Genomic DNA, 23,165 nt, shown 5'->3' with positions numbered 1-23,165 from the left:
TCGGGTCGGCGGCGGGACTACTCGCGGCGGCGCGGGAACCACTCGTCGCAGGCTTCCATGTCCCGCATCATCTCGTCGTGGGCCGCGCAGTAGGGCTTGAGCCCGTCGGAGGTGCGGACGTACTCGAAGTACGTGCAGTTGCCGCAGTAGCGGTCGCCGACCGTGGCGTTCGCCGGGCGGTCCGCGGCGGGGTGGTCGGCCGCGCCGGCCGGCGAGCGCTCCGATTCCGCCGACTGGACGGTATCGACGCCGGACTGCCCCGTCGCCGAGGCGTCGGGGGCGTTCGACCCGTCCGACGACGTCGAGGCCGAGGCTGAGGACGAAGCCGAGGGTTCGACGTCGAGCGGGGTGATGTCCTGCGTCGACGCGCCGCCGTCGGTCGCGCCGGCGGTCGGGTCGGCACCGGCGGTCGACTGGTTCGTCTGCGTCTGAACGTCGCCGTCGGGCGTGCCGCCGAGGAAACCGATGCCGCCGAGGCCGCCGCCGGACTTCTCGACTTCGACGACGCGGGTCTCGCCCTTCTTCGTCACTTGGACCGTGGCCGTGCCGCCGGGGTCGTTCCGCGTCTTGAAGTTGGCGACGCCGACGAACAGACACCAGAACGTCGTGAGCGTGCCGAAGAAGTAGACGGCGACGGTTTCGAGGGTGAGGTCGGGAAGGCCGGCCCCGCAGGTCGCGCCGGTCCACTGACACGGGTAGGCGTGCGAGAAGAGCGCGACGCCGAGAACGGCGATGCTCGCTCCGATGAGCGACGCGGCGCGGGTTCGACGGCTCGCGGGGAGGACAGCGAGGACGCCGAGGAAGACGGCGGGGACGCCGATGCCTCCGAGGATGCCCCCGAGTTCGCGCGCTTCGCCGAGGGTCGCCCCGCCGGACGTGTACACGTCGGTCGTCGCGACGACGATGCCCGCGACGACGAGCAACACGCCGAGGAGGAACCCCCCGAAGCCCAGGGACAGCCGTCGGAGACTCGGCCCGCCCCGGCCGCCGTGGTACGCCTCCGAAAGACTGGTCATGGCCCCGACTACGAAAGCAGCCCCTAAAACGATGCGTCAGACGATTATCTGTTTCTCGACACGTCGCGGGCTGTCGATATCCGCGCGTCGGCCCGCCGGACGCGTCGCCGGCCCGTCATCGTCGCATGCGAATCTCGAAGGGATTATCATGCGCGGTGGCTAACCCTCGCGCATGGCTGACGAGGAAGCAGACGAGGCACCCGCCGTCGAACTCGGTACGGGCGCGTCCGTCGAAGGTGCGCCCCTCGCGCGCGTCGCCTCCCGACTGACGTGGCCGCAAGAAAAGAGCAGCATCCTGAACAAAGAAGGCGACGCGGTCATCCGCACGCCCGACGGTCCCCAGAGCCTCGAAGACGTGCTCGCCGAGGCCGACGAGACCTACTTCGAGACGCGACAGACCTTCGTCGACGACGTGCTCGACATCGTCGGCCGCGACCCCGTCCAGACGGAATAACGGTGTTGCGCCGCCGGCTCGCCCGCCTCCCGTGGCTCTACCGCGCCCTCATCGTCGGGGGCGTCGTCGGGGCCGCGTGGAGTCTCTGGCCGCTTCCCGCCGGCGACCTCACCTACCGCGCGGTCCACGACGCCCTCCTGTTCATCCTCGTACCCGGAGCGCTCGCGCTCGCCCACGGTCGCAACCTCGGCTGGAACGTCGACCGGGCGGCGCTCCGCAACACGGTTCTCCTCGCGCTGTTCGTTCTCCCGTTTTACCTCGTCGGGTCGAGCCTGCCGTCGATTCGGGCGTACTACCCGATGTGGCACACCTCGACCGCCCTCGCCGACTTCCTCCCGCACGCGGCCCAGCAGTTGCTCGTCGTCGTCGCGGCCGAGACGTACTACCGCGGCCTGCTCTGCGTCGGCGTCCGCGAAATCGGCCGGAAGAGCGCGCTCATCAGCCCGGTGCTCTACGCGTTTCACCACGTCGGCAAGCCCCCGATAGAGATTCTCCTGTCGGCACCGACGGACGTGCTCTTCGGCCTCGTCGACTACGAGAGCGACTCGATTCTGCCCTCCATCGTCGCCCACGGCGGGGGGCTCATCCTCTTGGACTGGCTCGTGCTCCACCCGCCGCTGTTCCCCCCCGAGCGGGTCGCCGCGGCGCTCCAGTGGCTCCCGATTCCGCTATGAGCGACGGTGGCGGAGACCGCAAGGACCGGTCTGCGGCCGACGACCCATATCCGTCGCTCGGCCTCGCCCGCGGCACCGTCGAACTCGCCGCGCACGACCCGCGCTGGCGCGAGGCGTACGAGCGCGAGGTCGAGCGCCTGCGACCGCGACTCGGTGGCGCAGGAGGCGGCGACAGCGTCCGATTCGAACACGTCGGGAGCACCGCGGTTCCGGGGCTGGCCGCGAAACCCATCGTCGACCTGCTCGTCCTCGTCTCCGACCTCGACGATGCCGAGGGCGTCGCGCGGGCGCTCGAAGCCGCGGGCTACGAGGAGCGCCCCGACGACGACGTTCCCGACCGCCAATTTTTCGTCCGCGGCCCGCCCGGGCGGCGGACGCACTATCTCTCCGTGACCGAAGTCGGGAGCGACTGCCACCGCGAGCAGGTCACCTTCCGCGACGCGCTCCACGCAGACGACGACCTCGCGGCCGAGTACGAGCGACACAAGCGCAAACTTGCCGAGGCGCACCCCGACGACCGGAGTCGGTACACGAACGCGAAGGCGTCGTTCGTCGAATCCGTGCTCGACGACGCCGCGTCGTGGGAAGTCGACGACTCGCTCGTGTAGGTCGAGCACACTACCATAGCTTTTCCCCGCCGGGGAGTCAAGGGTGGGTCATGGCACTCCCAATCGACCCCAGCGCCATCAAACCGGAAGACATCGGCGAGGAACGCGTCGTCCTCGAGATGGAACACGAGGCGGCAATCGAGCGCGTCCGCGAGGCGTTCACCGACGCCGGGTTCGGTGTCGCCACCGAATTTTCGCCCTCCGAGATGCTCAACGAGAAGGTCGACGCCGGCCGCGACCCCTACTACGTCCTCGGCGCGTGTAACCCGAACATGGCGGACCGCGCGCTCGACGCCACCGACAAGAAGATGGGCGGGCTCTTCCCGTGCAACGTGGTCATCTGGGAGGAGGAACCGGGCAAGCAGGTCGTCTACCACCTGAGCATCATGCGCGTCGCCCGGCTCATCGGTATCGCGCCCGACAACGACGAGATGGCCGACATCATCGCCGACACGGGCGAACTCGTCGAACAGGCGCTCGCCAACCTCGACGCGGCCGAGGCATAATCGAGGTCACCGAGCGTATCCAGCCGTCTCGACTTACAACCCGTCTCGCGCGTCCACCGCGTCCGCGATGCGCTTGACGTCGCCCCGAATCTTGTACAGCAGGTAGAGCGCGACGAGCGCCGCGACCACGGGGAGGAGCGCGAAGATGCCGTAGATGAGGATGATGATGAGCAGTTCGGGACCGCCGGGTACCTGTAACGGGACCATGCGGGAACGTATTATCCGGCTGTCAAAATACGTTGCTCACGTGAAGTCGAAGATGTCGGTCTGGAGGCCGGCGGCCATCGTGGACTTCCGCCGGAGGTCCGCGAGCGAGACGGGGAGGTACTCCGTCACGTCGCGGACGGCGTCGCCGAACGTCTCGGCGTCGGCCGTCTCGCCTTCGAAGGCGTGGCGGATGGACTCGCGTATCTGCCAGACGCCGACCGGCCCCCAGTAGTCGTCGGAGACGTGTCTGATGACGAGCGCCTTCGCCTGTCGGCCGCGCTCCTGGAGGTGTTCGAGGACGCCGAGTCGGGAGGCGTGGTACGCGCCGGCCGTCTCGTTCACGTAGCCGGTCCGGCCCTCGTAGCCCTCGCGGTCGGCCGCGAGGTACATCCCCGCCTCGGGGTCGGGGTTCCAGACGCTCCCCGGCGCTTTCAGCTCTATCAGTTCGAACTCCCAGCGCCCCGGCGCGAGGATGACCCAGAAGGCGTTGCCGATGAACTCGTTGCGGTAGATTTCGACGCCGTCGACGCTGTCAGCGTGTTTGACCTGTCCGCGGAGGTACTGGCCGAGCGTGTCGTCGACGGCGGTGATGGACCACCGCGTCGGGACGAGTCGGCGCTGTTCGGTCTGGCCGAGCGCGCCCGCAGAGAGGATGGTGTTGATGTCGTACACGTCGAAGCCGCGGCGGTAGAGGTACGTCATCGCGCCCTCGGCGTTCCAGTCGTCGTCTTCGAGCGTCTTTTTCACCAGTTTGGGGACGTGCGGGTTCTCCGCGAGGTCGGCGGAGCGGGCGCGGGCCCGCGGACCGACGGGGGTCGCCACGTCGTCGGCGCTGGCGTCGAGGTCGAGCGACGGCTTCCCGTCGAGACCGATTTCGACCGTCACGGGGCGGTCGGCGATGGCGACCTCGCGTTGCGTCCCGAGGAAGCCGTCCCACGAGTCGGCGACGTTCGTCACCTTCGTCCCGCGGTTTGAGTTCAGAAGCGAGGTGCGCCGCTGGAACACGTCGTCGATGCTCATGCCCTCGTCGTACCACGCGGCGCTCGTCTCGAACGACGCCGCGTCCTCGTCGTGGCCGACCGGCGAGAGGATGCCCGTCGAGACGTTCGGATAGTTCGACCGCCCGACGAAGATAGACGGGGAGACGCCGCCGTACAGCGAGTCTCCCTGCACCGTCTCCTCGAACCGGTCTTGGAACGTCTCGAGGTGGTCGAGGATGCCGTAGGACTTCTCCTCGGCGAGTCGCCGCCGCTCGGCGCGCTCGTCCCGCTCGATGTCCATGTACTCGTCGAGCCGCATTCACCGGACGTGGGTCGCCCGCGGGTATGAACCTTCGGCGACGCGTCCGGTTTCAGAAGGGGATGCGACTCGCGCGGGTGGGGCTCAGGTGTGGATGCCCATCGCTTCGATCTGCTCTTGGTAGCGGTTCCGGATGGTGACTTCCGTCACCTGCGCGACCTCGGCGACCTCGCGCTGGGTCTTCTTCTCGTTGCAGAGAAGCGACGCAGCGTAGATTGCGGCGGCCGCGAAGCCGGTCGGCGACTTCCCGGAGAGAAGCCCCTGTTCCGCGGTCGTCTCGATAATCTCGTTCGCCTTCGACTGGACCTCCTTCGAGAGGTCGAGTTCGGACGAAAACCGCGGGACGTACTTCTTCGGGTCCACCGGCCGCATCTCCAAGCCGAGCTCCTGGGAGATGTAACGGTACGTGCGACCGATTTCCTTGCGCTCGACGCGAGACACCTCGGAAATCTCTTCGAGGGAACGAGGAATGCCCTCCTTGCGACAGGCGGCGTAGAGCGCCGAGGTGGCGACGCCCTCGATGGAGCGCCCCCGAATCAGATCCTCGCTGAGCGCGCGGCGGTAGATGACCGAGGCGACCTCGCGGACCGACCGCGGGACGCCGAGCGCCGAGGCCATGCGGTCGATTTCGCTGAGCGCGAACTGGAGGTTACGCTCGCCGGCGTCCTTCGTGCGGATGCGCTCTTGCCACTTGCGCAGGCGGTGCATCTGCGACCGCTTCTTCGAGGAGATAGAGCGGCCGTAGGCGTCTTTGTCCTTCCAGTCGATGGTCGTCGTCAGCCCCTTGTCGTGCATCGTCTGCGTGGTCGGCGCGCCCACGCGAGACTTCGACTGCCGCTCGGAGTGGTTGAACGCCCGCCACTCCGGGCCGGGGTCGATGCGCTCTTCTTCGATGATGATGCCGGTCTCTTCGTGAATCAACTCGCCGTCGCCGGTCCGAACGACCTCCTCGGGGTCGAGGTCGTCGAGGTCCAACTCCTCTTCTGATGTCTCGTCGTCCTGTGACTCGTCTCCCCATCGAGTCCGGTCGTGCTCACGCTCCCGCTGGCGGGTAGGCCGTTTCATCGCATTTATATATTGTCTATTTCCTTGCACTTCAACCTTTGGCGGGGTTCGTCGACGTGTCGTCGTGCCCGCAGCGACGAACGGAGCGCCTTTACCGGATCACCGGTGAGGTGACGGTATGCCGACCGTCGAGTGCGACCCCGACGAAGCCCGAGGACGACTCGAAGCCGCGGGCGTGTCCGTCTCGCCCGGAAACACCGACCACGAGCGGTGGCGCGCCGAACGCGGCGACGCCAGCGCGGTCGCCTACGACGGGAAAGTCGTCGTACAGGGGTCGAGGCCGACCGACCTGCTCGCGCTCATCCAGCCGAAAGGCGGCCGCGCGCACGTCTACTTCGACGGCGCGAGCCGCGGGAACCCCGGCCCCGCGGCCATCGGGTGGGCTATCGTGACCAGCAACGGTATCGTCGCCGAGGGCTCGAAGCGAATCGGCGAGACGACCAACAACCGCGCGGAGTACGAGGCGCTCGTGGAGGCGCTGTCGGTCGCCGAGGAGTACGGGTACGACGAGATCGACGTGCGCGGCGACTCCCAACTGGTCGTCAAGCAGGTCCGCGGCGAGTGGAACACGAACGACCCCGGTCTCAAAGAGCGCCGCGTGAAGGCCCGAGAGCTGCTGTCGGCGTTCGACCGCTGGTCGCTGGAGCACGTACCGCGAGAGATAAACGACCGCGCCGACTCCTTAGCCAACGAGGCCCTCGACCATGCCTGAGCCAGAACTTCCCGAAGACGTGCTCTCCGAGGCCGAACGGCTGACGCGGCTGGCCCGCGACGCCGTGGACCCCGACGAGGCGGCGACGTACCGGTCCGTCCGCGACGACCTCGTGAGCGAGTACGAGTTCCGCGCGCGACACCGCGAAGAGGACGACGTGTTGGTGCTCCACCCCGACGAGTGGGTCGACGACGACGGGGTCGTCGACCCCACGGAAATCGACGACGTCGACCGCGGAATCGAACGCCCCCTATCGGGGGCCGGAGAGGACCACGAGTGGGGCGCGGTCGAAGAGCACAACGCGGCGTACGTCGAGACCGTCGCCGAGGAACACGGCGCGGACCACGCGGCGAACGCGCGGGCGTTCGCGGACTTCCTCGGGAACCACTACGTCCGGCGAGTCGAGATGGCTGGCGCTCCCGAAGTGCGCGAGTTCGTCGAAGAATATTATCCACGCAACGCGTGGCCGACCGCGGAACAGCGGTCGTTGTTGCCGGAGTCGCTCGAGTTGCTCTTCGACGCCGCAGACGCCGAAGTGCCCGAATACAACTGAGCGAACCCCGCGGTTCGTGCGGTGTGTGCAGCCGATTACAGCTTGGCTTCGACGAGCTCCGAGACCATCTCGGCGCGCTCGTCGTCGGTGACGAACTTCGAGAGCATCCAGTCGAAGCGGTCGAGGACCGCCTGGAGGCCGTCGTCGGTCAGTTCGTACTGGTTCGTCCGCTTGTCGAGTTCGCTCTTTTCGACCAGCCCCATCTCGACGAGGTCGTCGAGGTTGGGGTACAGACGCCCGTGGTTGACCTCGGTGTCGTAGTACGATTCGAGGTGACGCTTGATAGCCAGGCCGTACATCGGTTCCTCGGCGAGAATGACGAGGATGTTCTGTTGGAACGCGGTGAGGTCCCGAGCCGCACCGGATTTGTTGCCAATTGTTTGTGCCTCTGACATGCATATGGAAATGTCACCTTCCTATTTAAACTTTGTCAACGAGCAGTCTGTTTCGCCGTCGTACGGAGGCCCATTATTCAAAGAAATTGGGGCAGAGCGCACACGAGTGCCGGGTATTGCACAGAGTCGAGTCACGGCGACAAAGGGAAGACGACGCAGCGTCGCCGAGCGGGCATACCCGGGGAATATCTCAGACGCATAGGAGTAGCGTCGTGGGATTCTGTGGGGAATACCTCCAGATATAGAGGGGTTCGAAGCGGCCGACGGGACCCGGATGACAGCGGTACGAGACCAATCCCGAAAGGACTTTTGCCCGCATCGAGGATGGGTTCGGTATGGTGAACCTCTGGGAAGACATGGAGACCGGCCCCGACGCGCCGGACGAAATCTACGCAGTTGTCGAGTGTCTCAAAGGCGAGCGCAACAAGTACGAGTACGACAAGGACATCCCCGGCGTCGTCCTCGACCGCGTGCTCCACTCCAACGTCCACTACCCGTCGGACTACGGCTTCATCCCGCAGACGTACTACGACGACGAAGACCCCTTCGACGTGCTCGTCCTCGTCGAGGACCAGACGTTCCCCGGCTGCGTCATCGAGGCCCGCCCGGTCGCGCTCATGAAGATGGACGACGACGGGGAGCAAGACGACAAGGTCATCGCCGTCCCCATCGAGGACCCCCGCTACGACCACATCGAGGACCTCGAAGACATCCCGCAGCAGACGCTCGACGAGATTGACGAGTTCTTCGCGACCTACAAGAACCTCGAGGCCGGCAAGGAAGTCGAGACGCTGGGCTGGGAGGACAAGCAGGCCGCCAAGGACGCCATCGAACACGCGATGGACCTCTACGAAGAGAACTTCGCGTAAGCGACTCCGCCGCGCGCTTTTTCGACGTCGCCTTCGAGTCGGAGCGTCGCCGCCGACCTCGCCGTCGACTCCCGAGACGCGTCCGACGGAAACCGACCAGCGTCGGCGACGCGGATACCCGACAGTTATCGCCGCCGCATCGACCGATAAATTATGCGCATGGGTAATCTTTAGTCCCTGTGTCGGGTACGTCGAGACGAGCATGGCAGCCAAGCAACCCCGTCTCGGGCTTCAGCACCCGACCGTCGTCCCCACGAACTTCACGCCCGCCGACGAGGCGGACGAAGACGCCGAGGAAGCGTCCTCCGAAGACGCGTAACCCCGAATTTCTCGCGCGACGACCGCCGAGCGCGACACGATGTCTACGCCGCCGACAGCCACGCGGCCGCCTCTGACAGATGGGGCGTCCCACCGACCGAAGCGACGAAACACCTGAATCTACCGCTCGTTCGCTGTATGTTCACACCCCACATCCATGAGGGAACCCCTTTTTATCTCGCCGCTGTAAGGCGTTGGTAATGCCTATCTGCGACGTGTGCGGCAAGGACGAGAGTCTGCCGTACCGCTGTTCACGGTGTGGCGGGACGTTCTGTTCCGAACACCGCCTCCCCGAGAACCACGACTGCGCGGGGCTCTCCGACTGGGACGACCCCGCCGGCGTCTTCGACAGTTCCTTCGACGATTCGGTGAACAATCAGGGCGGCCGCGGCGGCGGACTGCTCAGTTCGCTCACGGGCGCAGGCGGCGTGCTCGGCTACTTCCGCGGGAACGTCACGTACCTGTTTCTCGCGCTGATGTGGCTCACGTTCTTCGCCCAACTCGTCTTGGAGCAGTTCCTCGGCCTCACCTCCCTCTCGATTAGCGCCTTCTACCTCACGAGCATTCACCCCGAGTACGTCTGGACGTGGGTCACCTCGATATTCGCCCACGGCGGCTTCTACCACATCGTCGGCAACTCCATCGTGCTGTTCTTCTTCGGCCCGCTGGTGGAGCGCTACGTCGGCTCGCGGAAGTTCGCGGCGCTGTTCCTCGTCAGCGGGATGCTCGCCGGACTCGCGCAGGTCGGCTCGTCGATGCTCCTGTCGCCGGGAAGTGTGAGCGCCGTCGTCGGCGCGAGCGGCGCCATCATGGCCGTCCTCGGCGTCCTGACGGTCCTGAATCCGGGGCTTCGAATCTACCTGTACTTCATCATTCCCGTCCCGCTGTGGCTGTTCACGCTCGGGTTCGCCGGCATCTCGGTGTTCTTCTTCGTCAGCCAGAGCGCCGACGGCATCGCCCACTTCGCGCACCTCATCGGCCTCGTCATCGGCCTCGCCTACGGCCAGCGGGTGAAGGGTCAGCGGAAGGTCCCCTCGCAGCTCTCGCTCGGCGGGCGCGGTCCCGGCGGTCCCGGCGGCCCCGGTCGCGGCCGGTTCTGAGATGCGTCCGGCCCGCCCCGAACTCGCGCCGCGCCCCGGCCTCTCGCGCGACGAGATGGAGTCGCTCCAGCGCCGCGTCGCCGAGGCCGCCGTCTTCGAGGACGACCTCCCGTTCGACCCGACGCGCGTCTCGCTCGACTCCTCGGAGACGGAAAACGAGACGCTCACGGACGCGATAGCACCCGGCGGTGACGCCGACTCGCCACCGCCGCTCGTCGCCGGCATCGACCAGTCGTTTCTGGACGACCGCGCGCTGAGCGCCGTCGTCGTCCTCCGCGGCGGCGAGGTCGTCGAGCGCGTCCACGCCGTCTCCGACCTCGAGTTACCCTACATCCCCGGCCTGCTCTCGTTCCGCGAGGGCGGTCCCATCCTCGACGCACTCGCCGAACTCGACTGCGACCCCGACCTGCTCGTCTTCGACGGCTCCGGCCGCATCCACTTCCGGCAGGCCGGCCTCGCCACCCACCTCGGCGTCGTCTGCGACGCGCCGAGCATCGGCGTCGCCAAGTCCCTCCTCTGCGGGACGCCGGACGAGGACGTGGACGGCCGGCCGGAGGGCTGGCGAACGCCGATTCGCGCCGACGACTCGGTCGACCCGGTCGGCGGCCACCCCGCCAGCCCCGAGACGACCATCGGCTACGCCTTCCAGTCGCGGCAGTACGACTCGCGGCCCATCGTGAACCCGCTGTACGTCAGCCCCGGCCACCGCCTCTCTGCGGCCACGACCGTCGACCTCGTCTCCCGGCTCTCGGGGCAGTACAAGCTCCCCGAACCGACCCGGTTGGCCGACGCGTACGCCGACGAGGCGAAGGCGCAGTACGAAGACTGAGACGCGACCGCGGCCCAATCGTGGCGAACCGCGTACACTTAACAGCGCGCGGTTCGACCTACCGACGTGCATCAAAAGACGGTCCTCATCACCGGTTGCTCCTCGGGAATCGGGCGCGCGACGGCGCTCGACTTCCTCGACGAGGAGTGGGAGGTTTACGCCACCGCCCGGAACCCGGCCGACATCGAGACGCTGGGGGAACGCGGCGCGAACATCGCGACGCTCGACGTGACCGACCAGGGGGACGTCGACCGCGTGGTCGACCGCATCGCCGACGAGCAGGGCCGAATCGACTGCCTCGTCAACAACGCCGGCTACGGTCAGATGGGCCCCGTCGAGGACGTGCCGACCGAGAAGGTCCACGACCAGTTCGACGTGAACGTCTACGGCCCCCACCGACTCATGCGCGCCGTGTTGCCCCACATGCGCTCGCAGGGCGACGGCACCATCGTCAACGTCTCCAGCGTCGTCGGCCGCGTCGCCTTCCCCGGCACCGGCGTCTACGCCGGCTCGAAGTTCGCCATCGAGGCGATGACCGACGCGCTCCGCACCGAGGTCGAGGAGTACGGTATCGACGCCGTCCTCATCGAACCCGGTCCGGTCGAGACGCAGTTTTCGAACCGCGTGGACGACGAGGTCAACGGCAACGGCGAGGACGCCGACGGCCTCGACCGCTCCGGCGCGTACGAGAAGCTCTACAAGCTGTTCGACGACTCGCAGGCGCTCGGCGGCGGCGGTCCCGGCGCGATTCCGCCCGAGCGCGTCGCAGAAGACATCGTCAACGCCGCGAGTTCGACCAAGCCGCGGGCGCGCTACCAGCCCGGAACCGTCGCCCGCGTCGGCGTCCTCGCGCGCTTCCTGCCCGACGCGTGGCGCGACGCGCTCTACGGCTTCGCTCGCAAGCTGCCCTGAATTCGTCGCGGTCGGCCCGCGAACCGCCGTCTCGGCGTTACTTCAGACAGGTCGCGACGACCCGGAGGGCGTCTTCGCCCTGTACTTGTTCTGCGAGCAGCGGCACCCGCTTCACGTCGCGGCCGCGGAAGAGGTTCGTCGCCGAGCGGAGCGCGTCCTGTTGGACCTGCCAGCGGCGCTGACAGAAGCCGCAGTTCTCCAGGTCGGGCGACTCTATCCACTTGGGGTCGACGTCGGCCACGTCCTCGACGGACTCCATCACGCGGTTGACGACGAGCGTCTGGACGGGGATGCCGAACTCGTCGAGCCGCGAGACGAGGCGCTTGGACTCCACGACGCTCATCTCCTCGGGAATCATGACGACCCGGAAGTCGGTCCGCGTCGGGTCGCGGAGGACCGCGCGCAGGCGCTCGATGCGCTCGCGGAGGTCGTCGAGGTCCGCCATCCCGGCCTGCGGGTCGTCGGGGCCGCCGCCGAACATCCCTTTGAGGTTGTCCATCATGCCGGAGAAGCGCTGGCGCATGCGGGCGATGCGGCCGAGCATGGAATCCATCAGTTCGGGGAGTTCGAGCAGGCGGAGCGTGTGGCCCGTGGGCGCGGTGTCGACGACGACGCGGTCGAACCGCGGGTCGTCCATGTATTCGAGGAGCTGCTGCATCGCCGCGGCCTCGTCCGCGCCGGGCATCGGCCCGCCCATCCCCATCGGCCCGTCGCCGCCGAGGAGGTCCTCGAAGCCGCCCATTCCGCCGCCCATCCCACCGAACGGGGAGTCCGAGTCGCCGCCGGCGAAGGGGTTGTCGTCGTCGTAGTCTCCGGTCTCGAAGTCGGTCTCGTCGTCGAAGTCCTCGCCCGAGCCGTCGCCGCCGGCGAACGGCCCTTCCATGACCGCGTCGGGGTCGATTTCGGCCGCGTAGAGGGGAATCTCCTCGCGAATCCGAGTCGGCTTGTCGGGGACCGGCACGCCGAGCGTGTCGGAAAGAGAGTGCGCGGGGTCCGTGGAGACGACGAGCGTCGCGGTGCCGTCGGCCGCGCTGGCGAGCGCCGTCGCCGCGGCCATCGTGGTCTTCCCGACGCCGCCCTTGCCGCCGTAGAGGACGTAATCCGGGGCGTCGATTCCCTCGGGGAGGTCCTCGGTGTCGGTCGACGTGACCTCGTCGGGCTCGGTGACTTCCACCTCGATTTCGGCCGGCCCGTCGTCGCCGGCGTCGTCGTCTTCGTCGGCGTCGGGTCGCTCCGTCGGCTCAACGTCGATGTCCATGTCGGACCCGACACCGCGGGGCTTTGTGTACTTCTCGGTCTCGGAACCGCCGGTGGACTTTTGTCCCGCCGCATCGGTGCCGACCGCGACGCCAACGCCGCCGGTGGCCTCCCCGACCGCTTTTTGTCCCGACCGCCCGTCGTCGGTCGTATGCGCGAGTTCGCATCCGACCCGCCCGAGGAGGTCCGCGTCGGCGACGCCCTCCGCGAGGCGGACCACACCGTCGCGGTCGCGGAGTCCTGTACGGGCGGCCTCGTCGGGTCGCTCCTGACCGACGTGCCCGGCTCCAGCGACTACTTCGACCGCTCGCTCGTCACCTACTCCTACGACGCCAAGCGCCACGAACTGGCGGTCTCGCGGGAGTCGCTCGACGAACACGGCGCCGTCTCCGAGCTCGTCGCCCGCGAGATGGCCGCCGGCGTCCGCGACGTGGCCGACGCGACATGGGGGCTCGCCACGACGGGTATCGCCGGGCCGGAGGGCGGACTCCCCGGCAAGCCGGTCGGGACCGTCTTCGTCGGCGTCGCCTTCGCCGCGCCGTGGGGCTCCGGCGACTCGTACGCCCGCGTCGAGCGCTTCGAGTACGACGGGTCGCGGACGCAGGTGAAAGAACAGATTGCGCGCGGGGCGCTGGCGCTCCTCCGCGAAGAAATCGAATCCGTCACGACCGGCTGAGCCGGTCGCACGGCCGCCGTCGGTCGGTTCCGTGGGAAAGCTTTGTATCCCGCCGGACCAGTCTGCATCCATGAACAAGAAGGGACACGTGCTCAACGCCATCCTGTTGGCGCTCGGGCTCGGCGTCATCCTCACCGTGGACCCGCGGTCGTTCGAACCGACGGTCGACTCGGCGTTCCTCCTCGCCCAGAAAATCGGCCAGTTGTCGCTGCCCGTCGTCCTCGGGGCGCTGTTCCCCGACGTGGACACCGCCTTCGGCAAGCACCGCAAGACGCTCCACAACCTCCCGGTGCTGGCGATATTCCTCGCGTTCCCGCTCGTCTTCGGCAACCTCCACTTCGTCTGGATCGGCGTCGCCACCCACTACGTCCTCGACATGGTCGGCTCGAAGCGCGGCATCGCGCTGTTCTACCCGCTTTCGCCGCAGGAGTACGACCTGCCGACCGGCGTGGCGACGAGTTCGAAACACGCCGACGCGGTGACCGTCGTCGTCACGGTCGCCGAACTCGGCGTCCTCGCCGGCGTCCACTACTACCTCTTTTCGCTCGACGTGTCCCTCGCGGACGCCGCGGCGTCGTTCACCGCGGTGCTCTGAGCGGTTGGCGGCCGCGGTGCTGGGTGCTGGCGCGTTCGGGCGCGGGCGCGGTCGAACGAACGGCTGTTCGGTAACACTCAGTAGACGCTCACGTCGTCGAACCGACCGTCGTAGGCGATGTGGCTCGGATGCGTTGGCTCCATCCCCGAAAGCAGGAGTCGGTCGACTTTCCCCCACGAGTTCTCGTAGCCGAGGTGGGCGAACTCGGCCACGCCGCGGAGCGCGTGGGAGACTCCTGTGCGGCGGACGACCCGGCGTTCCGCCCCCTCGCGGAGCGCGGCGACGAGGTCGGCCTCGGAGCCGATGTCGCGGTCGAACTCGGTCCACGCCTCGCCGACGGTGCCGTGGAGGTGCGCGTAGGACGACGCGAACCCCGGCAGCCCCGTCTCGCGGGCGATGTCGCGCCCGCGGCGGTTGTCCCGCGGCAGGGTCTTCGTGTTGTACGTCTCGACGGCGTCGATGTCGTCGCGGCGGGCGGCCACGTCCTCGGCGGTGAGGCTCACCGTCAGGAACTCGGGGTGCGGGACGAGCGTCGCCGCGTCCTGCCGGTCGAACTCCGCGAAGGCCCCGTCGAGGGTGATGAAGTCGGGCACGGGGTCCGAGAGGCCGACCGCGAGGACGTGTTTCCGGTCGCGCCACGACCCCGTGAACACCTCGCGGGCGGGGACGACGAGCAGGTCGTCGTCCGAAAAGCGCGCCGCACGGGCGCGGATGTCTGGCAGGCGAACGAAGTGCGGCGCGTAGACGAGCACGTCGATACCGCGGGCTTTCGCGCGCGAGACGACCCGCTCGTCGAGAATCTTCACGTGCATATCGACCCGCGTCGTCGTGGTCGCGCTCACACGATACGGTCGGGTCAGCCACCAGTTAGTGGTTGCTATTTGTCGAACGCCGGGCGGTCGAAGAAACGGTTTTGTCGCTCACGTCCGTCGGTGGGAACATGTCCCGGTGGAAGTGCGGAATCGAAGGGTGTGACGGTCGGTTCGAAGACGCGGAAAGCGCGGTCATCCACCAGACGGTGGAACACGAGCGCCACGAGTGCAAGGTGTGCGGGACCATCGTCCCCGAGGGCTACTTCGCGATTCGACACGCCTTCGACGAGCACACCCGCGCCGAGTTCGTCCGCGCGTACGACGCCGACTCCTCCGCGGTCCGCATCCGCGAGGACGTGAAAGACGCCGTCGAGGCGGACGCGGACCTCAACAGCGTCGTCGAGACGCTCCGCGAGCAGGGCGCGCTGTAGACGGAACAGCCGGAAGTCGCGGTGGGACGCGACACGGTCGCGCGAGACGGCCTCGCCGGGGACTGTCGGGGGACATGGGAGTCGCCGGGAGGGTGGGTCGCCGGGGGACGCGGCGCTCGTCGCGCGCGGTGAGTCGAGCCGAAACTGAGAGAGAAGAGAGCCCTCGTCGGGGCGGACGCTTACCGCTCTTCGGAGTCGAGGACGCGAATCTGGTCCCCGCGGACGGTGACCGGAATCGGGACCGTCGCCTCGTACAGTTCGACGGTGACCTGGTCTTTCGTCTCGTCGATGCGCTGGACGCGCGCCTTCTCGCCTTTGAACGGGCCGGCGATGAGTTCGACGATGTCGCCCTCCGCGATACCCTCCACGTCCGGCGTCGGCGAGAGGAAGTGTTCGACTTCGGCCATGCTGGAGGTGCCGACCGCGCCGCCGCTCTCGACGAGGCCGCGGGCGTGCGGAATCTCCTCGAGGACGCGCGTGACGATACCGTCGTCGTCGGCCTCGACCATCACGTAACTCGTGAGCGAGTCGGGCGCGAGGACGGCGTGAATCTCGGCGAAGTCCTTCGTCGCGATCATGTCTGCAACCGTTCGCTCCTGGCGAGCGGTGGTCTTTACGGCGAAGATGGGCATCTCAGACCCCTCCGGGGAGGAAGCTCATGACCGCGAAGATGATGAAACCGAGCAGTCCGACGAGGAAGATACCCGCGCCGGCGATTTTGGAGATCTGGGAGAACTCCTGCCAGGACGGGGTGCTCGCGAGTTTCAACACGCGAACGTAGCTGTTCAGGTCGTACTTAACGTCCATGTTGCTGGGGCCTAAGGCGTCGGGCTTTTTCTATCTATTGATGCACCGTCGAGCCGAATTCGGTCTCGAAGGCGAGCGAGAACGTCGAATCCGGCGGAGTGACGCCGCTACGCGGAACGCGAGGGGAGGAGAACGGAGGGCATCCGGACCGCGAGCGCGGTGGACGCGTTCCCGGCCGCGTCGCCGACGACGGCGACTACTCGACGTAGTCGATGTCCTCGAGACGGCCTTCGGCCTGCGCCTGCACCTCGCCGTTGCGGCCGTAGATTTGGGGCGACTCGACGCCGGTGACGACGATCATCGTCCGCATCATGCCTTCGAGTTCGTCGTCGACCGAGGTCCCCCAGATGATGCGCGCGTCGGGGTCGATGCGGTCGTAAATCTCCTCGACGACGCCCTCGGCCTCCTCGATGCTCATGTCGGAGCCGCCGGTGACGTTGACGAGCGCGGAGTTCGCGCCGGAGATGTCCACGTCGAGAAGCGGCGAGCGGAGGGCGGACTTGACGGACTCTTGGGCCTTGGACTCGGAGTCGGACTCGCCGAGACCGATCATGGCGACGCCGCCGCGCTCCATGACCGTCTTCACGTCGGCGAAGTCGAGGTTGACGAGACCGGGCTTGGTGATGAGTTCGGTGATGCCCTTGACCGAGCGCATCAGCACCTCGTCGGATACCTTGAACGCCTGGCGGACCGGGAGCTTCCCCACGGCGTCGAGCAGGCGGTCGTTCGGGACGACGATGACCGTGTCCGAAACGTCGCGGAGTCGTTCGAGACCGGCTTCGGCGTTCGTTCGTCGCACCTCGCCTTCGGCCGTGAACGGCGTCGTGACGATGGCGATGGTGAGCGCGCCCGACTCGCGGGCCGCCTTGGCGACCACGGGGGCCGAGCCGGTGCCGGTGCCGCCGCCGAGGCCGGCGGTGACGAACACCATGTCGGAGCCCTCGATGGCGTCGTAAATCTCCTCTTGGGATTCGAGGGCGGCCTCCTCGCCGACCTGCGGGAGCGAGCCCGCGCCGCGACCCTGGGTCTTCTGTTCGCCCATGAGAATCTTCGTGTCGGCCCCGATTTCCACGAGGTGCTGCACGTCGGTGTTGGCGGCGACGAGCTTCGCCCCCTTGATTCCCTCCTCGTGCATCCGGTTGACGGTGTTCCCGCCGGCACCGCCGCACCCGACCACCGTGATGTTGGTCTGGAGGTCTTTGAGAACCGCTTTCAGTTCGTCGTCAGTCATCGTCCCGGACCGGTTGATGTTGGTCGAGTCGTCGACCTGAACCGACTCATCCCCCATGTCCTCGGCCTCGGCCTCGTCAATTGCGTCGCCGACGATAGAGTCCATATTTATGGAGACGGTTTACGGAGGACGACTAATTATCTTTCCCCCTTCCGTCAGACATCTGTCCGACGAGCCGCCGATTCGTGCCGAAACGTGACATGAGAGCCCGCGGCACAGGTCGGTTCACGGGGCGAATCGGCCGGCCGCGCTCCGCCGGGGGTCACACGACGAACTCGATGAGTCGTTCTTTCGATACGTCTTCGGGCGCGACGGTCTCGCCGTCGACCTCGACCGACTGCCCGGCCGAGAGCTTGCCGAACGCCGGCCCCTCGGGGACGCCGAACTCGCGTGCCGCGGCGGGGTCGAACGCCCGAACCGTCGCCGTGACCGCCCCGTCGTCGCGGACGACGCTGTCGTATTTCTCGCGCAGCACGTCGCAGAGCCGCGACACGAGTTCGTCGTAGCCGTCGCCCGCGACGGCGGCGCGACCAACCGCGCGCGCGCCGCCCTCGGTCGTGTGGAAGGCGACGGTGGTCTCGCGGACGGCGTCGAGCGCGGCGTCGAGGTCGATGCCCTGCGCCTCGCCGAGCAGGCCGTCGGGGAGCGAGACGACCTCGTAGTCGTCGGCGTCGATTCGCGCGCCGAACCGGAGTCCCTCCTCGACGGTCGTGACGTCGGCTTCGAGGGCCGAGACGCGGTCGAGGGGGACGCCCGCGGTCTCGCGGACCCACGTCTCGGAGACGACTCGGAACCCCTCGGCTTCGAGGGCGGCCGCGAGGTCGTCGCGGTCGCCGTCGACGAGCGCGAGGTCGGCCGCGGAGGCCTCGAACGCCCGGCGGAGCACGTCGCGGTTGTTCTCGGGCGCGCCCATCGCCTTGAGCTGCCAGTCGGCGGCGATGTGGCCGACGCGCCAGTCGGTCTCGCGGAGGACGCGCTCGAACCGCGGGGCGTAGTGGCCGCCGCCGAAGCCGACGAGTTGGCGGTCCGCGTCGGGCGCGACGCCCTCGATGTCGAGGACGGCCGCCGCGACCGCGCGGGCCCCCTCGGGGTCTCCCCACTGCGCTTCGTCGCTCCCGAGTTCGACGAACATCGAGGGGACCGTCGGCTCGGTCGGGCCGTGGTGGGTCGCCTCGATGCCGACTTCGTAGTCGTCCGGCGCGCGCTCGCGGAGCGCCTCGACGACGGCGCGCTGGGCGTTGGGGCACGCGCGGGCGAATCGCCCCGGCTCGCCGCCGTAGTCGGCGGGGCCGAAGTTCCCGGTGAAGTGCGCGGTCAGGAGCGCGCCGGTCTCGCCGGCGTGCCGCGAGACGACGACGAGGAGGTCGAGGTCGGCGTCGAACGCCTCGGCGGGGTCGTCGAGGTCGATGTGTCGGTCGTCGAACTCGCGGAGTTCGAAGCCGTCGCGGGAGAAGACGGTGCCGCCGCCGTCGGCGTCGGGTCGGTCCCCGTCGGTCCGTTCGTCCCAGTCGGCGAGTTCGAGCAGGTGCTCGCCGATGTGAACCGATGCGCTGTCGGCGCGGCTGACGACGATTCCAATCACGATACGAGGGTCGCCGAGGCCGGCGAAAAGGGCGTCGGAAGCGGCGAGGGGAGCCGGTCAGTCTTCCACCGCGGCCGGAACCTCGTTCGCGCCGTAGTCGCCGCGAACGCGTCGGACCGAGAGCTTGGCGACCGCCGCAAGTTGCTTGCGTCGCCGGACGAAAAGCGCCGTTCCGACGACCAGATAGACGAAGCCGATGAGCGAGGTTGCGCCGTCGAAGGTGACCGCGCCGAGTCCCGGAATCGGGAGCGTGAGCGCCAGACCGGTGACGGAGTAGACGAACTGTGTCAAGAAGAGCCCGAGCAGGGCGACCGCCTCGCGGAGGCTGATGGAGAACGTGATGAGGATGGCGATGGCGAAGTAGCTCTGGGCGGCCGTCAGCCAGAGTTCGCCCATCTGGTGGGTGTCGAGCGGGAGCGGGCCGTAGTAGCCGAGCGACAGGCTGTAGACGAGCACGAGCGTCCCGATGAGGAGCGTCCACTGATTGAGCTTCGAGGAGATGAGCGCGTTGAAGCCGGCGGTCGACCGCGCCTTGTTGACGAGGTAGGCCACGACGATGAGTTCGGGGCTCTCGCTCGCCAGCGGCGCGACCCACTGAATCATCAGGAACGACGGGATGCCGACCGACTTCCCGAGGGCTTCGAGGCCGTGAGCGAACGGCTCGACGGCGACGAGGATGACGATACCGGAGAAGACGAACAGCGTGAGGGTCGTGGCGATGCGTTTGGGTTTCCGGTACGACTGGAGGTACGCGGGCACGCCGATCTGCGCTTCGTCCTCGTGCGGCGAGTTCATCGCCACGAAGATGTACGCGACGTAGAGGCCGACGAGGACGAACATATCGACCGCGCCGATGCCCGCCCCGAGCGGGACGAAGAAGGCGAACGCGGTCGCGGCGAAGAGGAACAGAATCTCCGTCGCGATGCCGTGGTCGAGTCGGACCACGTCCGCGAGGAAGCCGGGACGAGACTCGACCGCCTCGTCGCCGGTGTCGCGGGCGCGGTAGACGGTGAAGAGGGCGATTGCGGACCAGCCGATGCCGATGAGGATGCGGTTCGCGCCGGTCATGTTGGCGACGGCGAGGCTCGCGGCCTCGGCCGATTCGGGGGAGCCGGGATTGATGCCGGCTTCCCACGCGTAGAGGGCGTCGACGGCGTATTCGGGGGCGACCGCGAGCACCGCGAGGATGGCGAGGGCGAACGCCCGCGGCACGTCGGCCTCGGCGGTCTCCGCGCCCCACGCGAGGAGGAACGAGGACCCGAGGACGGCGATACCGCTGAGGGCGACGGTGACGCCGGTCGCGAGGTCAACGCCGAACACCGTGTGGAGGCCCAGCCACGGGACCGTCAGGAGTGCGGCTCCGAACACCGCGGTCAGCGGATGGCTGAGTTGCCGTACCATCGTGGCTACAAGAGCGAAGCCGAAGCCGGTAGCTTTTGTGTTTCAAAATCGGCCCGAAACGGGTGTGACGGACGGCCGAAGTCGTCCGGCAGGGATGTCAGGGAAGGATGAGCCAGAAGAACACGAGGTAGCCGACGACGAGGATGCCGCCGTCGAGGCGGGACACGTCGCGGTTGCGGAGCATCAGCGCGATGACTCCGAAGGTGAACACGAGGAGCGCCGGGAAGTCCAGCGAGATGGTGCTCGGGGGGACGTTCACGGGAACCATGATGGCGAGGATGCCGAGGACGGCGACGACGTTGTAGATGTTGGAACCGACGACGTTGCCGATGCTGAACTCCGATTCGCCGCGGACCGCGCTGATGACGGAGGCCGCGAGTTCCGGCAGCGACGTGCCGAACGCGAGGACGGTCAGCCCGATGAACCGCGGACCGAACCCGAAGGATTCGAGCAGTCCCTGTCCGCCCTGAATGAGCCAGTTCGAGCCGACGAACAGGAGGAGCAGGCCGAGCCCGAGATAGACCACGTCCTTGAACTGCGCGGAGACCTCGTCTTCGTCCTCGATGTCGATTTCGTCCGCGCCGATGGCGTCCGCCGTCGCCGACCGGGCGCGGTAGAGCAGGTAGCCCGTGAACGCGACGAGGATGAGCAGGAGGACGCCGCCGTCGACGGCGCTGAGGTTCCCGTCCATCCCGAGGGCGACGAGCGCGACCGCCGCGGCAATCATGAACGGGACGTGCCGACGGAGCGTCGCGGTCGAGACGCCCATCGGCTGGATGAGCGCCGAGATTCCGAGGACGAGACCGATGTTGGCGATGTTCGAGCCGACGATAGCGCCGAGTCCGAGGTCGGAGCTGTAGCCCAGGCCGCTCAGGACCGCGACGAAGAGTTCGGGGGTGGTCGTCGCGAACGCGACGATGGTCACACCGACGATGGCCGCCCGGAGACCGAGGCCGATGGCGAGTCGAGACGCGCCCTCGACGAGCGCCTCGGCCCCGAGATAGAGCGCGACGATACCCGCCACGAGGAGCGCGGTATCGAAGGAAAGCAGGGTTGCGAGTGCCGACATACGCGGGAGTAGACCAACGGGGGACTAAAAGCGCGCCGGTACACCGCGGATCCGCGACAATCTATCACGGGAGAGCGAACGGGTGGAAATCCGACCTGTGGGGGCCGTCGGGTCCCGGCGGAATCCGACGCGGGCGGGCGAGTTATATCGTCGGCAGGACACCACCCGCCCATGCAAGTCTACGGTCTCGTCGGCAACCCGGTCGGCCACTCGCTGTCGCCGCCGATGCACGAGGCGGCCTACGAGGAAACCGGCCTCGACGCCCGGTACGTCACGTTCGAACCCGACCGCGACGACATCGCGGCGGCCGTCGAGGGCGCGGACGCCCTCGGCGTCTCGGGGCTGAACGTCACCATCCCGTTCAAACAGGACGTGCTCGAACTGGTCGACCCCGACCCGCTCGCCGAGCGAATCGGCGCGGTCAACACGATCGATTTCGGCGGGGAGACGCCGCAGGGGTACAACACCGACGCGGCGGGCGTCACCCGGTCGTTCGAGCGCCACGGCGTCGGCCTCGACGGGAACGCGGCCGTGGTCGTCGGTGCCGGCGGCGCGGGGCGGGCCGCCGCGTTCGCCCTCGCCGACGCGGGCGCGTCGGTCCACGTCGCCAACCGAACCGCCGAGACCGCGATCGAACTGGCCGGGGGCGTCCCCGGCGCGACCGGCGGCGGACTGGACACGCTCGACCGGATTCGGGAGGCGGACGTCCTCGTCAACGCGACGAGCGTCGGGATGGAGTCGCCCGACGAGACGCCCGTCCCCGCGGAGTACCTCCACGGGGACCTCGCGGTGCTCGACGCAGTCTACACGCCGCTCGAGACCCGACTCCTCCGCGAGGCGGCCGCGGCGGGCGCGGTCACTATCGACGGCGCGTGGATGCTCCTCCTGCAGGGCGTCGAGGCCTTCGAGCGGTGGACCGGCCGCGACGCGCCGGTCGACGCGATGAACGCCGCGCTCCGGAGCCACCTCGAGAGCGACTGAGGCCGCTGGTTTTTAAATAACGGGATTGCATAGGAGAAGGTAACATGGGCTTGCTTGACACTATTTCGTCGCTCTGGAAATCCCTCGTTGGTGGCGACTCGTCGTCTTCCTCGAAGGAGGGACGTGACGACACGGCGACCGTTACGGTCGAACGCGACACCAGAACCGAACGCGAGGAAGCGAACGTCGAGACCGAGGCCGCGGTGAAGGAACCGGTCGAAGAGACGGAATCGGCGGACGAGACGGCGGACGAAGAGACCGACGACGCGGTCGAATCAGCGGTCGAAGACGAGGCCGACGCGACGTCTGAGGCCGACGACGAAGCCGCCGAAGCCGCCGAAGACGCCCGCGACGACGCGGAGGTCGCGGCCGACGCCATCGAGGAGGCCGAACCGGACGACGAAGTGGAGGCCGAACCGGAGCCGGAGCTAGAATCCGAGGACGAAGCCGGCGACGAAGAAGAAGTGGAACCTGAAGACGAAGCCGAACCAGAATCCGAGGAGTCCGACGAGAGCGAATCCGAGGAATCCGACGACGGTTCCGACGAGGCCGACGAAGCGGTCGCGGAACCCGACGAGCCGGCCGTCGACCCCGACGCGCCGACCGTGGACACGATTCGCGGCATCGGCCCGGCGTACGCCGAGCGACTCTCCGAGATCGGCATCGATACCGTCGCGGACCTCGCCGCGGCCGACGCCGACGAGGTCGGCGACGCAATCGACGTGTCGCCGAAGCGGGTCCAGCGCTGGATAGACCGCGCCGGCGAGGCGTAACCGACTCGCGTGGGAGCGGCCGAGACGACTGTT

Annotated in this window: 28 protein-coding genes; 15 read left to right on the top strand and 13 right to left on the bottom strand. The window is 67.9% G+C overall.

Annotated features, from left to right (window positions below; all coding sequences use genetic code 11):
• Positions 1-17: 17 nt before the first annotated feature.
• Entirely contained in the window at positions 18-1,016 is a 999-nt protein-coding gene (locus C5C07_RS04095) for a hypothetical protein (RefSeq protein WP_004972781.1), read from the bottom strand.
• Between the two features lie 172 nt (positions 1,017-1,188).
• Here C5C07_RS04095 and C5C07_RS04090 point away from each other — a divergent pair, with 172 nt between their 5' ends.
• The 4 genes from C5C07_RS04090 to C5C07_RS04075 are packed head-to-tail and all read left to right on the top strand — an operon-like array spanning position 1,189 to position 3,258.
• Positions 1,189-1,470 carry a DUF5789 family protein gene (locus C5C07_RS04090; protein ID WP_004972783.1) on the top strand — a complete coding sequence of 94 codons (282 nt, stop codon included), beginning with the start codon at positions 1,189-1,191 and terminating at the stop codon, positions 1,468-1,470.
• 2 nt (positions 1,471-1,472) lie between these two features.
• A complete protein-coding gene (locus tag C5C07_RS04085) occupies positions 1,473-2,144 on the top strand; it encodes a type II CAAX prenyl endopeptidase Rce1 family protein (RefSeq protein WP_049904948.1) in 672 nt (223 codons plus the stop codon).
• On the top strand, positions 2,141-2,752 hold the full coding sequence (locus tag C5C07_RS04080; protein WP_115804608.1) for a GrpB family protein: 612 nt from the start codon (positions 2,141-2,143) through the stop codon (positions 2,750-2,752). Before C5C07_RS04085 ends, C5C07_RS04080 begins: the two co-directional genes overlap by 4 nt.
• Positions 2,753-2,802: 50 nt before the next feature.
• Positions 2,803-3,258 carry a DUF302 domain-containing protein gene (locus C5C07_RS04075; RefSeq protein WP_004972792.1) on the top strand — a complete coding sequence of 152 codons (456 nt, stop codon included), beginning with the start codon at positions 2,803-2,805 and terminating at the stop codon, positions 3,256-3,258.
• Between the two features lie 33 nt (positions 3,259-3,291).
• On the opposite strand, the gene C5C07_RS21585 is transcribed toward C5C07_RS04075, so the two are convergent.
• The 3 genes from C5C07_RS21585 to C5C07_RS04065 form a co-directional block, all read right to left on the bottom strand.
• Positions 3,292-3,465 (bottom strand): hypothetical protein, encoded by a 174-nt coding sequence (locus C5C07_RS21585; protein WP_004972794.1) that lies wholly within the window; start codon positions 3,463-3,465, stop codon positions 3,292-3,294.
• A 36-nt stretch (positions 3,466-3,501) separates the two neighbouring features.
• Positions 3,502-4,764 carry a DNA repair protein NreA gene (gene nreA / locus C5C07_RS04070; protein WP_115804607.1) on the bottom strand — a complete coding sequence of 421 codons (1,263 nt, stop codon included), beginning with the start codon at positions 4,762-4,764 and terminating at the stop codon, positions 3,502-3,504.
• A gap of 84 nt (positions 4,765-4,848) precedes the next feature.
• The gene (locus C5C07_RS04065) at positions 4,849-5,829 is read right to left on the bottom strand and encodes a transcription initiation factor IIB family protein (RefSeq protein ID WP_042663705.1); all 981 of its coding nucleotides are present in this window, start codon (positions 5,827-5,829) and stop codon (positions 4,849-4,851) included.
• 118 nt (positions 5,830-5,947) lie between these two features.
• On the opposite strand from C5C07_RS04065, the gene rnhA reads away from it, so the two are divergent.
• The gene (gene rnhA / locus C5C07_RS04060) at positions 5,948-6,541 is read left to right on the top strand and encodes a ribonuclease HI (protein WP_004972799.1); all 594 of its coding nucleotides are present in this window, start codon (positions 5,948-5,950) and stop codon (positions 6,539-6,541) included.
• The gene (locus tag C5C07_RS04055; protein ID WP_004972801.1) at positions 6,534-7,094 is read left to right on the top strand and encodes a hypothetical protein; all 561 of its coding nucleotides are present in this window, start codon (positions 6,534-6,536) and stop codon (positions 7,092-7,094) included. The genes rnhA and C5C07_RS04055 overlap by 8 nt, the downstream gene beginning before the upstream one ends.
• A gap of 35 nt (positions 7,095-7,129) precedes the next feature.
• On the opposite strand, the gene C5C07_RS04050 is transcribed toward C5C07_RS04055, so the two are convergent.
• Entirely contained in the window at positions 7,130-7,489 is a 360-nt protein-coding gene (locus tag C5C07_RS04050) for a PadR family transcriptional regulator (protein WP_004972802.1), read from the bottom strand.
• A gap of 335 nt (positions 7,490-7,824) precedes the next feature.
• Between C5C07_RS04050 and C5C07_RS04045 the strand changes: the two genes are divergently transcribed.
• The 4 genes from C5C07_RS04045 (at position 7,825) to C5C07_RS04030 (ending at position 11,517) form a co-directional block, all read left to right on the top strand.
• Entirely contained in the window at positions 7,825-8,358 is a 534-nt protein-coding gene (locus C5C07_RS04045) for an inorganic diphosphatase (RefSeq protein ID WP_004972805.1), read from the top strand.
• Positions 8,359-8,876: 518 nt separating this feature from the next.
• A complete protein-coding gene (locus C5C07_RS04040) occupies positions 8,877-9,776 on the top strand; it encodes a rhomboid family intramembrane serine protease (RefSeq protein WP_115804606.1) in 900 nt (299 codons plus the stop codon).
• A gap of 1 nt (position 9,777) precedes the next feature.
• Positions 9,778-10,605 carry an endonuclease V gene (locus C5C07_RS04035; RefSeq protein ID WP_115804605.1) on the top strand — a complete coding sequence of 276 codons (828 nt, stop codon included), beginning with the start codon at positions 9,778-9,780 and terminating at the stop codon, positions 10,603-10,605.
• A 66-nt stretch (positions 10,606-10,671) separates the two neighbouring features.
• Positions 10,672-11,517 (top strand): SDR family oxidoreductase, encoded by an 846-nt coding sequence (locus C5C07_RS04030; protein WP_004972811.1) that lies wholly within the window; start codon positions 10,672-10,674, stop codon positions 11,515-11,517.
• A 37-nt stretch (positions 11,518-11,554) separates the two neighbouring features.
• Here the strand turns inward: C5C07_RS04030 and C5C07_RS04025 are convergent, their stop codons facing one another.
• The gene (locus C5C07_RS04025; protein ID WP_004972813.1) at positions 11,555-12,775 is read right to left on the bottom strand and encodes an ArsA family ATPase; all 1,221 of its coding nucleotides are present in this window, start codon (positions 12,773-12,775) and stop codon (positions 11,555-11,557) included.
• Between the two features lie 150 nt (positions 12,776-12,925).
• Between C5C07_RS04025 and C5C07_RS04020 the strand changes: the two genes are divergently transcribed.
• A complete protein-coding gene (locus tag C5C07_RS04020) occupies positions 12,926-13,450 on the top strand; it encodes a CinA family protein (RefSeq protein WP_115804604.1) in 525 nt (174 codons plus the stop codon).
• A 70-nt stretch (positions 13,451-13,520) separates the two neighbouring features.
• Complete coding sequence (locus C5C07_RS04015) at positions 13,521-14,045, top strand: metal-dependent hydrolase (protein ID WP_050458722.1); 525 nt, start codon at positions 13,521-13,523, stop codon at positions 14,043-14,045.
• 77 nt (positions 14,046-14,122) lie between these two features.
• Here the strand turns inward: C5C07_RS04015 and C5C07_RS04010 are convergent, their stop codons facing one another.
• On the bottom strand, positions 14,123-14,887 hold the full coding sequence (locus C5C07_RS04010) for a PHP-associated domain-containing protein (protein WP_193493019.1): 765 nt from the start codon (positions 14,885-14,887) through the stop codon (positions 14,123-14,125).
• A 98-nt stretch (positions 14,888-14,985) separates the two neighbouring features.
• Between C5C07_RS04010 and C5C07_RS04005 the strand changes: the two genes are divergently transcribed.
• Complete coding sequence (locus C5C07_RS04005) at positions 14,986-15,288, top strand: hypothetical protein (protein ID WP_049905009.1); 303 nt, start codon at positions 14,986-14,988, stop codon at positions 15,286-15,288.
• A gap of 179 nt (positions 15,289-15,467) precedes the next feature.
• On the opposite strand, the gene C5C07_RS04000 is transcribed toward C5C07_RS04005, so the two are convergent.
• The 6 genes from C5C07_RS04000 to C5C07_RS03975 form a co-directional block, all read right to left on the bottom strand.
• A complete protein-coding gene (locus C5C07_RS04000; protein ID WP_004972823.1) occupies positions 15,468-15,920 on the bottom strand; it encodes a transcription elongation factor Spt5 in 453 nt (150 codons plus the stop codon).
• Position 15,921: 1 nt separating this feature from the next.
• Positions 15,922-16,095 carry a protein translocase SEC61 complex subunit gamma gene (locus C5C07_RS03995; RefSeq protein WP_004044219.1) on the bottom strand — a complete coding sequence of 58 codons (174 nt, stop codon included), beginning with the start codon at positions 16,093-16,095 and terminating at the stop codon, positions 15,922-15,924.
• A 196-nt stretch (positions 16,096-16,291) separates the two neighbouring features.
• Positions 16,292-17,431: a cell division protein FtsZ gene (ftsZ, locus tag C5C07_RS03990; protein ID WP_004972824.1), complete on the bottom strand. Its 1,140-nt coding sequence runs from the start codon at positions 17,429-17,431 to the stop codon at positions 16,292-16,294.
• 157 nt (positions 17,432-17,588) lie between these two features.
• Positions 17,589-18,908: a D-aminoacyl-tRNA deacylase gene (locus tag C5C07_RS03985; RefSeq protein WP_115804603.1), complete on the bottom strand. Its 1,320-nt coding sequence runs from the start codon at positions 18,906-18,908 to the stop codon at positions 17,589-17,591.
• Positions 18,909-18,965: 57 nt separating this feature from the next.
• Entirely contained in the window at positions 18,966-20,309 is a 1,344-nt protein-coding gene (locus C5C07_RS03980; RefSeq protein ID WP_233510282.1) for a sodium:calcium antiporter, read from the bottom strand.
• Positions 20,310-20,406: 97 nt separating this feature from the next.
• A complete protein-coding gene (locus C5C07_RS03975) occupies positions 20,407-21,378 on the bottom strand; it encodes a calcium/sodium antiporter (RefSeq protein WP_004972832.1) in 972 nt (323 codons plus the stop codon).
• A gap of 171 nt (positions 21,379-21,549) precedes the next feature.
• On the opposite strand from C5C07_RS03975, the gene C5C07_RS03970 reads away from it, so the two are divergent.
• Together C5C07_RS03970 and C5C07_RS03965 are read left to right on the top strand one after the other, a co-directional pair.
• Positions 21,550-22,359, top strand: coding sequence for a shikimate dehydrogenase (locus C5C07_RS03970; RefSeq protein ID WP_115804601.1), 810 nt, complete (start codon positions 21,550-21,552; stop codon positions 22,357-22,359).
• Between the two features lie 44 nt (positions 22,360-22,403).
• On the top strand, positions 22,404-23,132 hold the full coding sequence (locus C5C07_RS03965) for a helix-hairpin-helix domain-containing protein (protein ID WP_115804600.1): 729 nt from the start codon (positions 22,404-22,406) through the stop codon (positions 23,130-23,132).
• The last annotated feature ends 33 nt before the right edge of the window (positions 23,133-23,165 follow it).

This window comes from Haloferax sp. Atlit-4N, assembly GCF_003383025.1.
GTDB classification, from domain to species: Archaea; Halobacteriota; Halobacteria; order Halobacteriales; family Haloferacaceae; genus Haloferax; species Haloferax gibbonsii.
This window is presented reverse-complemented; position numbering and strand designations above follow the sequence as displayed.

Excerpts from the sequence above, each read along its gene's own strand:
- C5C07_RS04095 (WP_004972781.1), bottom strand. The coding sequence starts at position 1,016 with ATGACCAGTCTTTCGGAGGCGTACCACGGCGGCCGGGGCGGGCCGAGT.
- C5C07_RS04090 (WP_004972783.1), top strand. The coding sequence starts at position 1,189 with ATGGCTGACGAGGAAGCAGACGAGGCACCCGCCGTCGAACTCGGTACG.
- C5C07_RS04080 (WP_115804608.1), top strand. The coding sequence starts at position 2,141 with ATGAGCGACGGTGGCGGAGACCGCAAGGACCGGTCTGCGGCCGACGAC.
- C5C07_RS04075 (WP_004972792.1), top strand. The coding sequence starts at position 2,803 with ATGGCACTCCCAATCGACCCCAGCGCCATCAAACCGGAAGACATCGGC.
- C5C07_RS21585 (WP_004972794.1), bottom strand. The coding sequence starts at position 3,465 with ATGGTCCCGTTACAGGTACCCGGCGGTCCCGAACTGCTCATCATCATC.
- nreA (WP_115804607.1), bottom strand. The coding sequence starts at position 4,764 with ATGCGGCTCGACGAGTACATGGACATCGAGCGGGACGAGCGCGCCGAG.
- C5C07_RS04065 (WP_042663705.1), bottom strand. The coding sequence starts at position 5,829 with ATGAAACGGCCTACCCGCCAGCGGGAGCGTGAGCACGACCGGACTCGA.
- rnhA (WP_004972799.1), top strand. The coding sequence starts at position 5,948 with ATGCCGACCGTCGAGTGCGACCCCGACGAAGCCCGAGGACGACTCGAA.
- C5C07_RS04055 (WP_004972801.1), top strand. The coding sequence starts at position 6,534 with ATGCCTGAGCCAGAACTTCCCGAAGACGTGCTCTCCGAGGCCGAACGG.
- C5C07_RS04050 (WP_004972802.1), bottom strand. The coding sequence starts at position 7,489 with ATGTCAGAGGCACAAACAATTGGCAACAAATCCGGTGCGGCTCGGGAC.
- C5C07_RS04045 (WP_004972805.1), top strand. The coding sequence starts at position 7,825 with ATGGTGAACCTCTGGGAAGACATGGAGACCGGCCCCGACGCGCCGGAC.
- C5C07_RS04040 (WP_115804606.1), top strand. The coding sequence starts at position 8,877 with ATGCCTATCTGCGACGTGTGCGGCAAGGACGAGAGTCTGCCGTACCGC.
- C5C07_RS04035 (WP_115804605.1), top strand. The coding sequence starts at position 9,778 with ATGCGTCCGGCCCGCCCCGAACTCGCGCCGCGCCCCGGCCTCTCGCGC.
- C5C07_RS04025 (WP_004972813.1), bottom strand. The coding sequence starts at position 12,775 with ATGGACATCGACGTTGAGCCGACGGAGCGACCCGACGCCGACGAAGAC.
- C5C07_RS04020 (WP_115804604.1), top strand. The coding sequence starts at position 12,926 with ATGCGCGAGTTCGCATCCGACCCGCCCGAGGAGGTCCGCGTCGGCGAC.
- C5C07_RS04015 (WP_050458722.1), top strand. The coding sequence starts at position 13,521 with ATGAACAAGAAGGGACACGTGCTCAACGCCATCCTGTTGGCGCTCGGG.
- C5C07_RS04005 (WP_049905009.1), top strand. The coding sequence starts at position 14,986 with ATGTCCCGGTGGAAGTGCGGAATCGAAGGGTGTGACGGTCGGTTCGAA.
- C5C07_RS04000 (WP_004972823.1), bottom strand. The coding sequence starts at position 15,920 with ATGCCCATCTTCGCCGTAAAGACCACCGCTCGCCAGGAGCGAACGGTT.
- C5C07_RS03995 (WP_004044219.1), bottom strand. The coding sequence starts at position 16,095 with ATGGACGTTAAGTACGACCTGAACAGCTACGTTCGCGTGTTGAAACTC.
- ftsZ (WP_004972824.1), bottom strand. The coding sequence starts at position 17,431 with ATGGACTCTATCGTCGGCGACGCAATTGACGAGGCCGAGGCCGAGGAC.
- C5C07_RS03980 (WP_233510282.1), bottom strand. The coding sequence starts at position 20,309 with ATGGTACGGCAACTCAGCCATCCGCTGACCGCGGTGTTCGGAGCCGCA.
- C5C07_RS03975 (WP_004972832.1), bottom strand. The coding sequence starts at position 21,378 with ATGTCGGCACTCGCAACCCTGCTTTCCTTCGATACCGCGCTCCTCGTG.
- C5C07_RS03970 (WP_115804601.1), top strand. The coding sequence starts at position 21,550 with ATGCAAGTCTACGGTCTCGTCGGCAACCCGGTCGGCCACTCGCTGTCG.
- C5C07_RS03965 (WP_115804600.1), top strand. The coding sequence starts at position 22,404 with ATGGGCTTGCTTGACACTATTTCGTCGCTCTGGAAATCCCTCGTTGGT.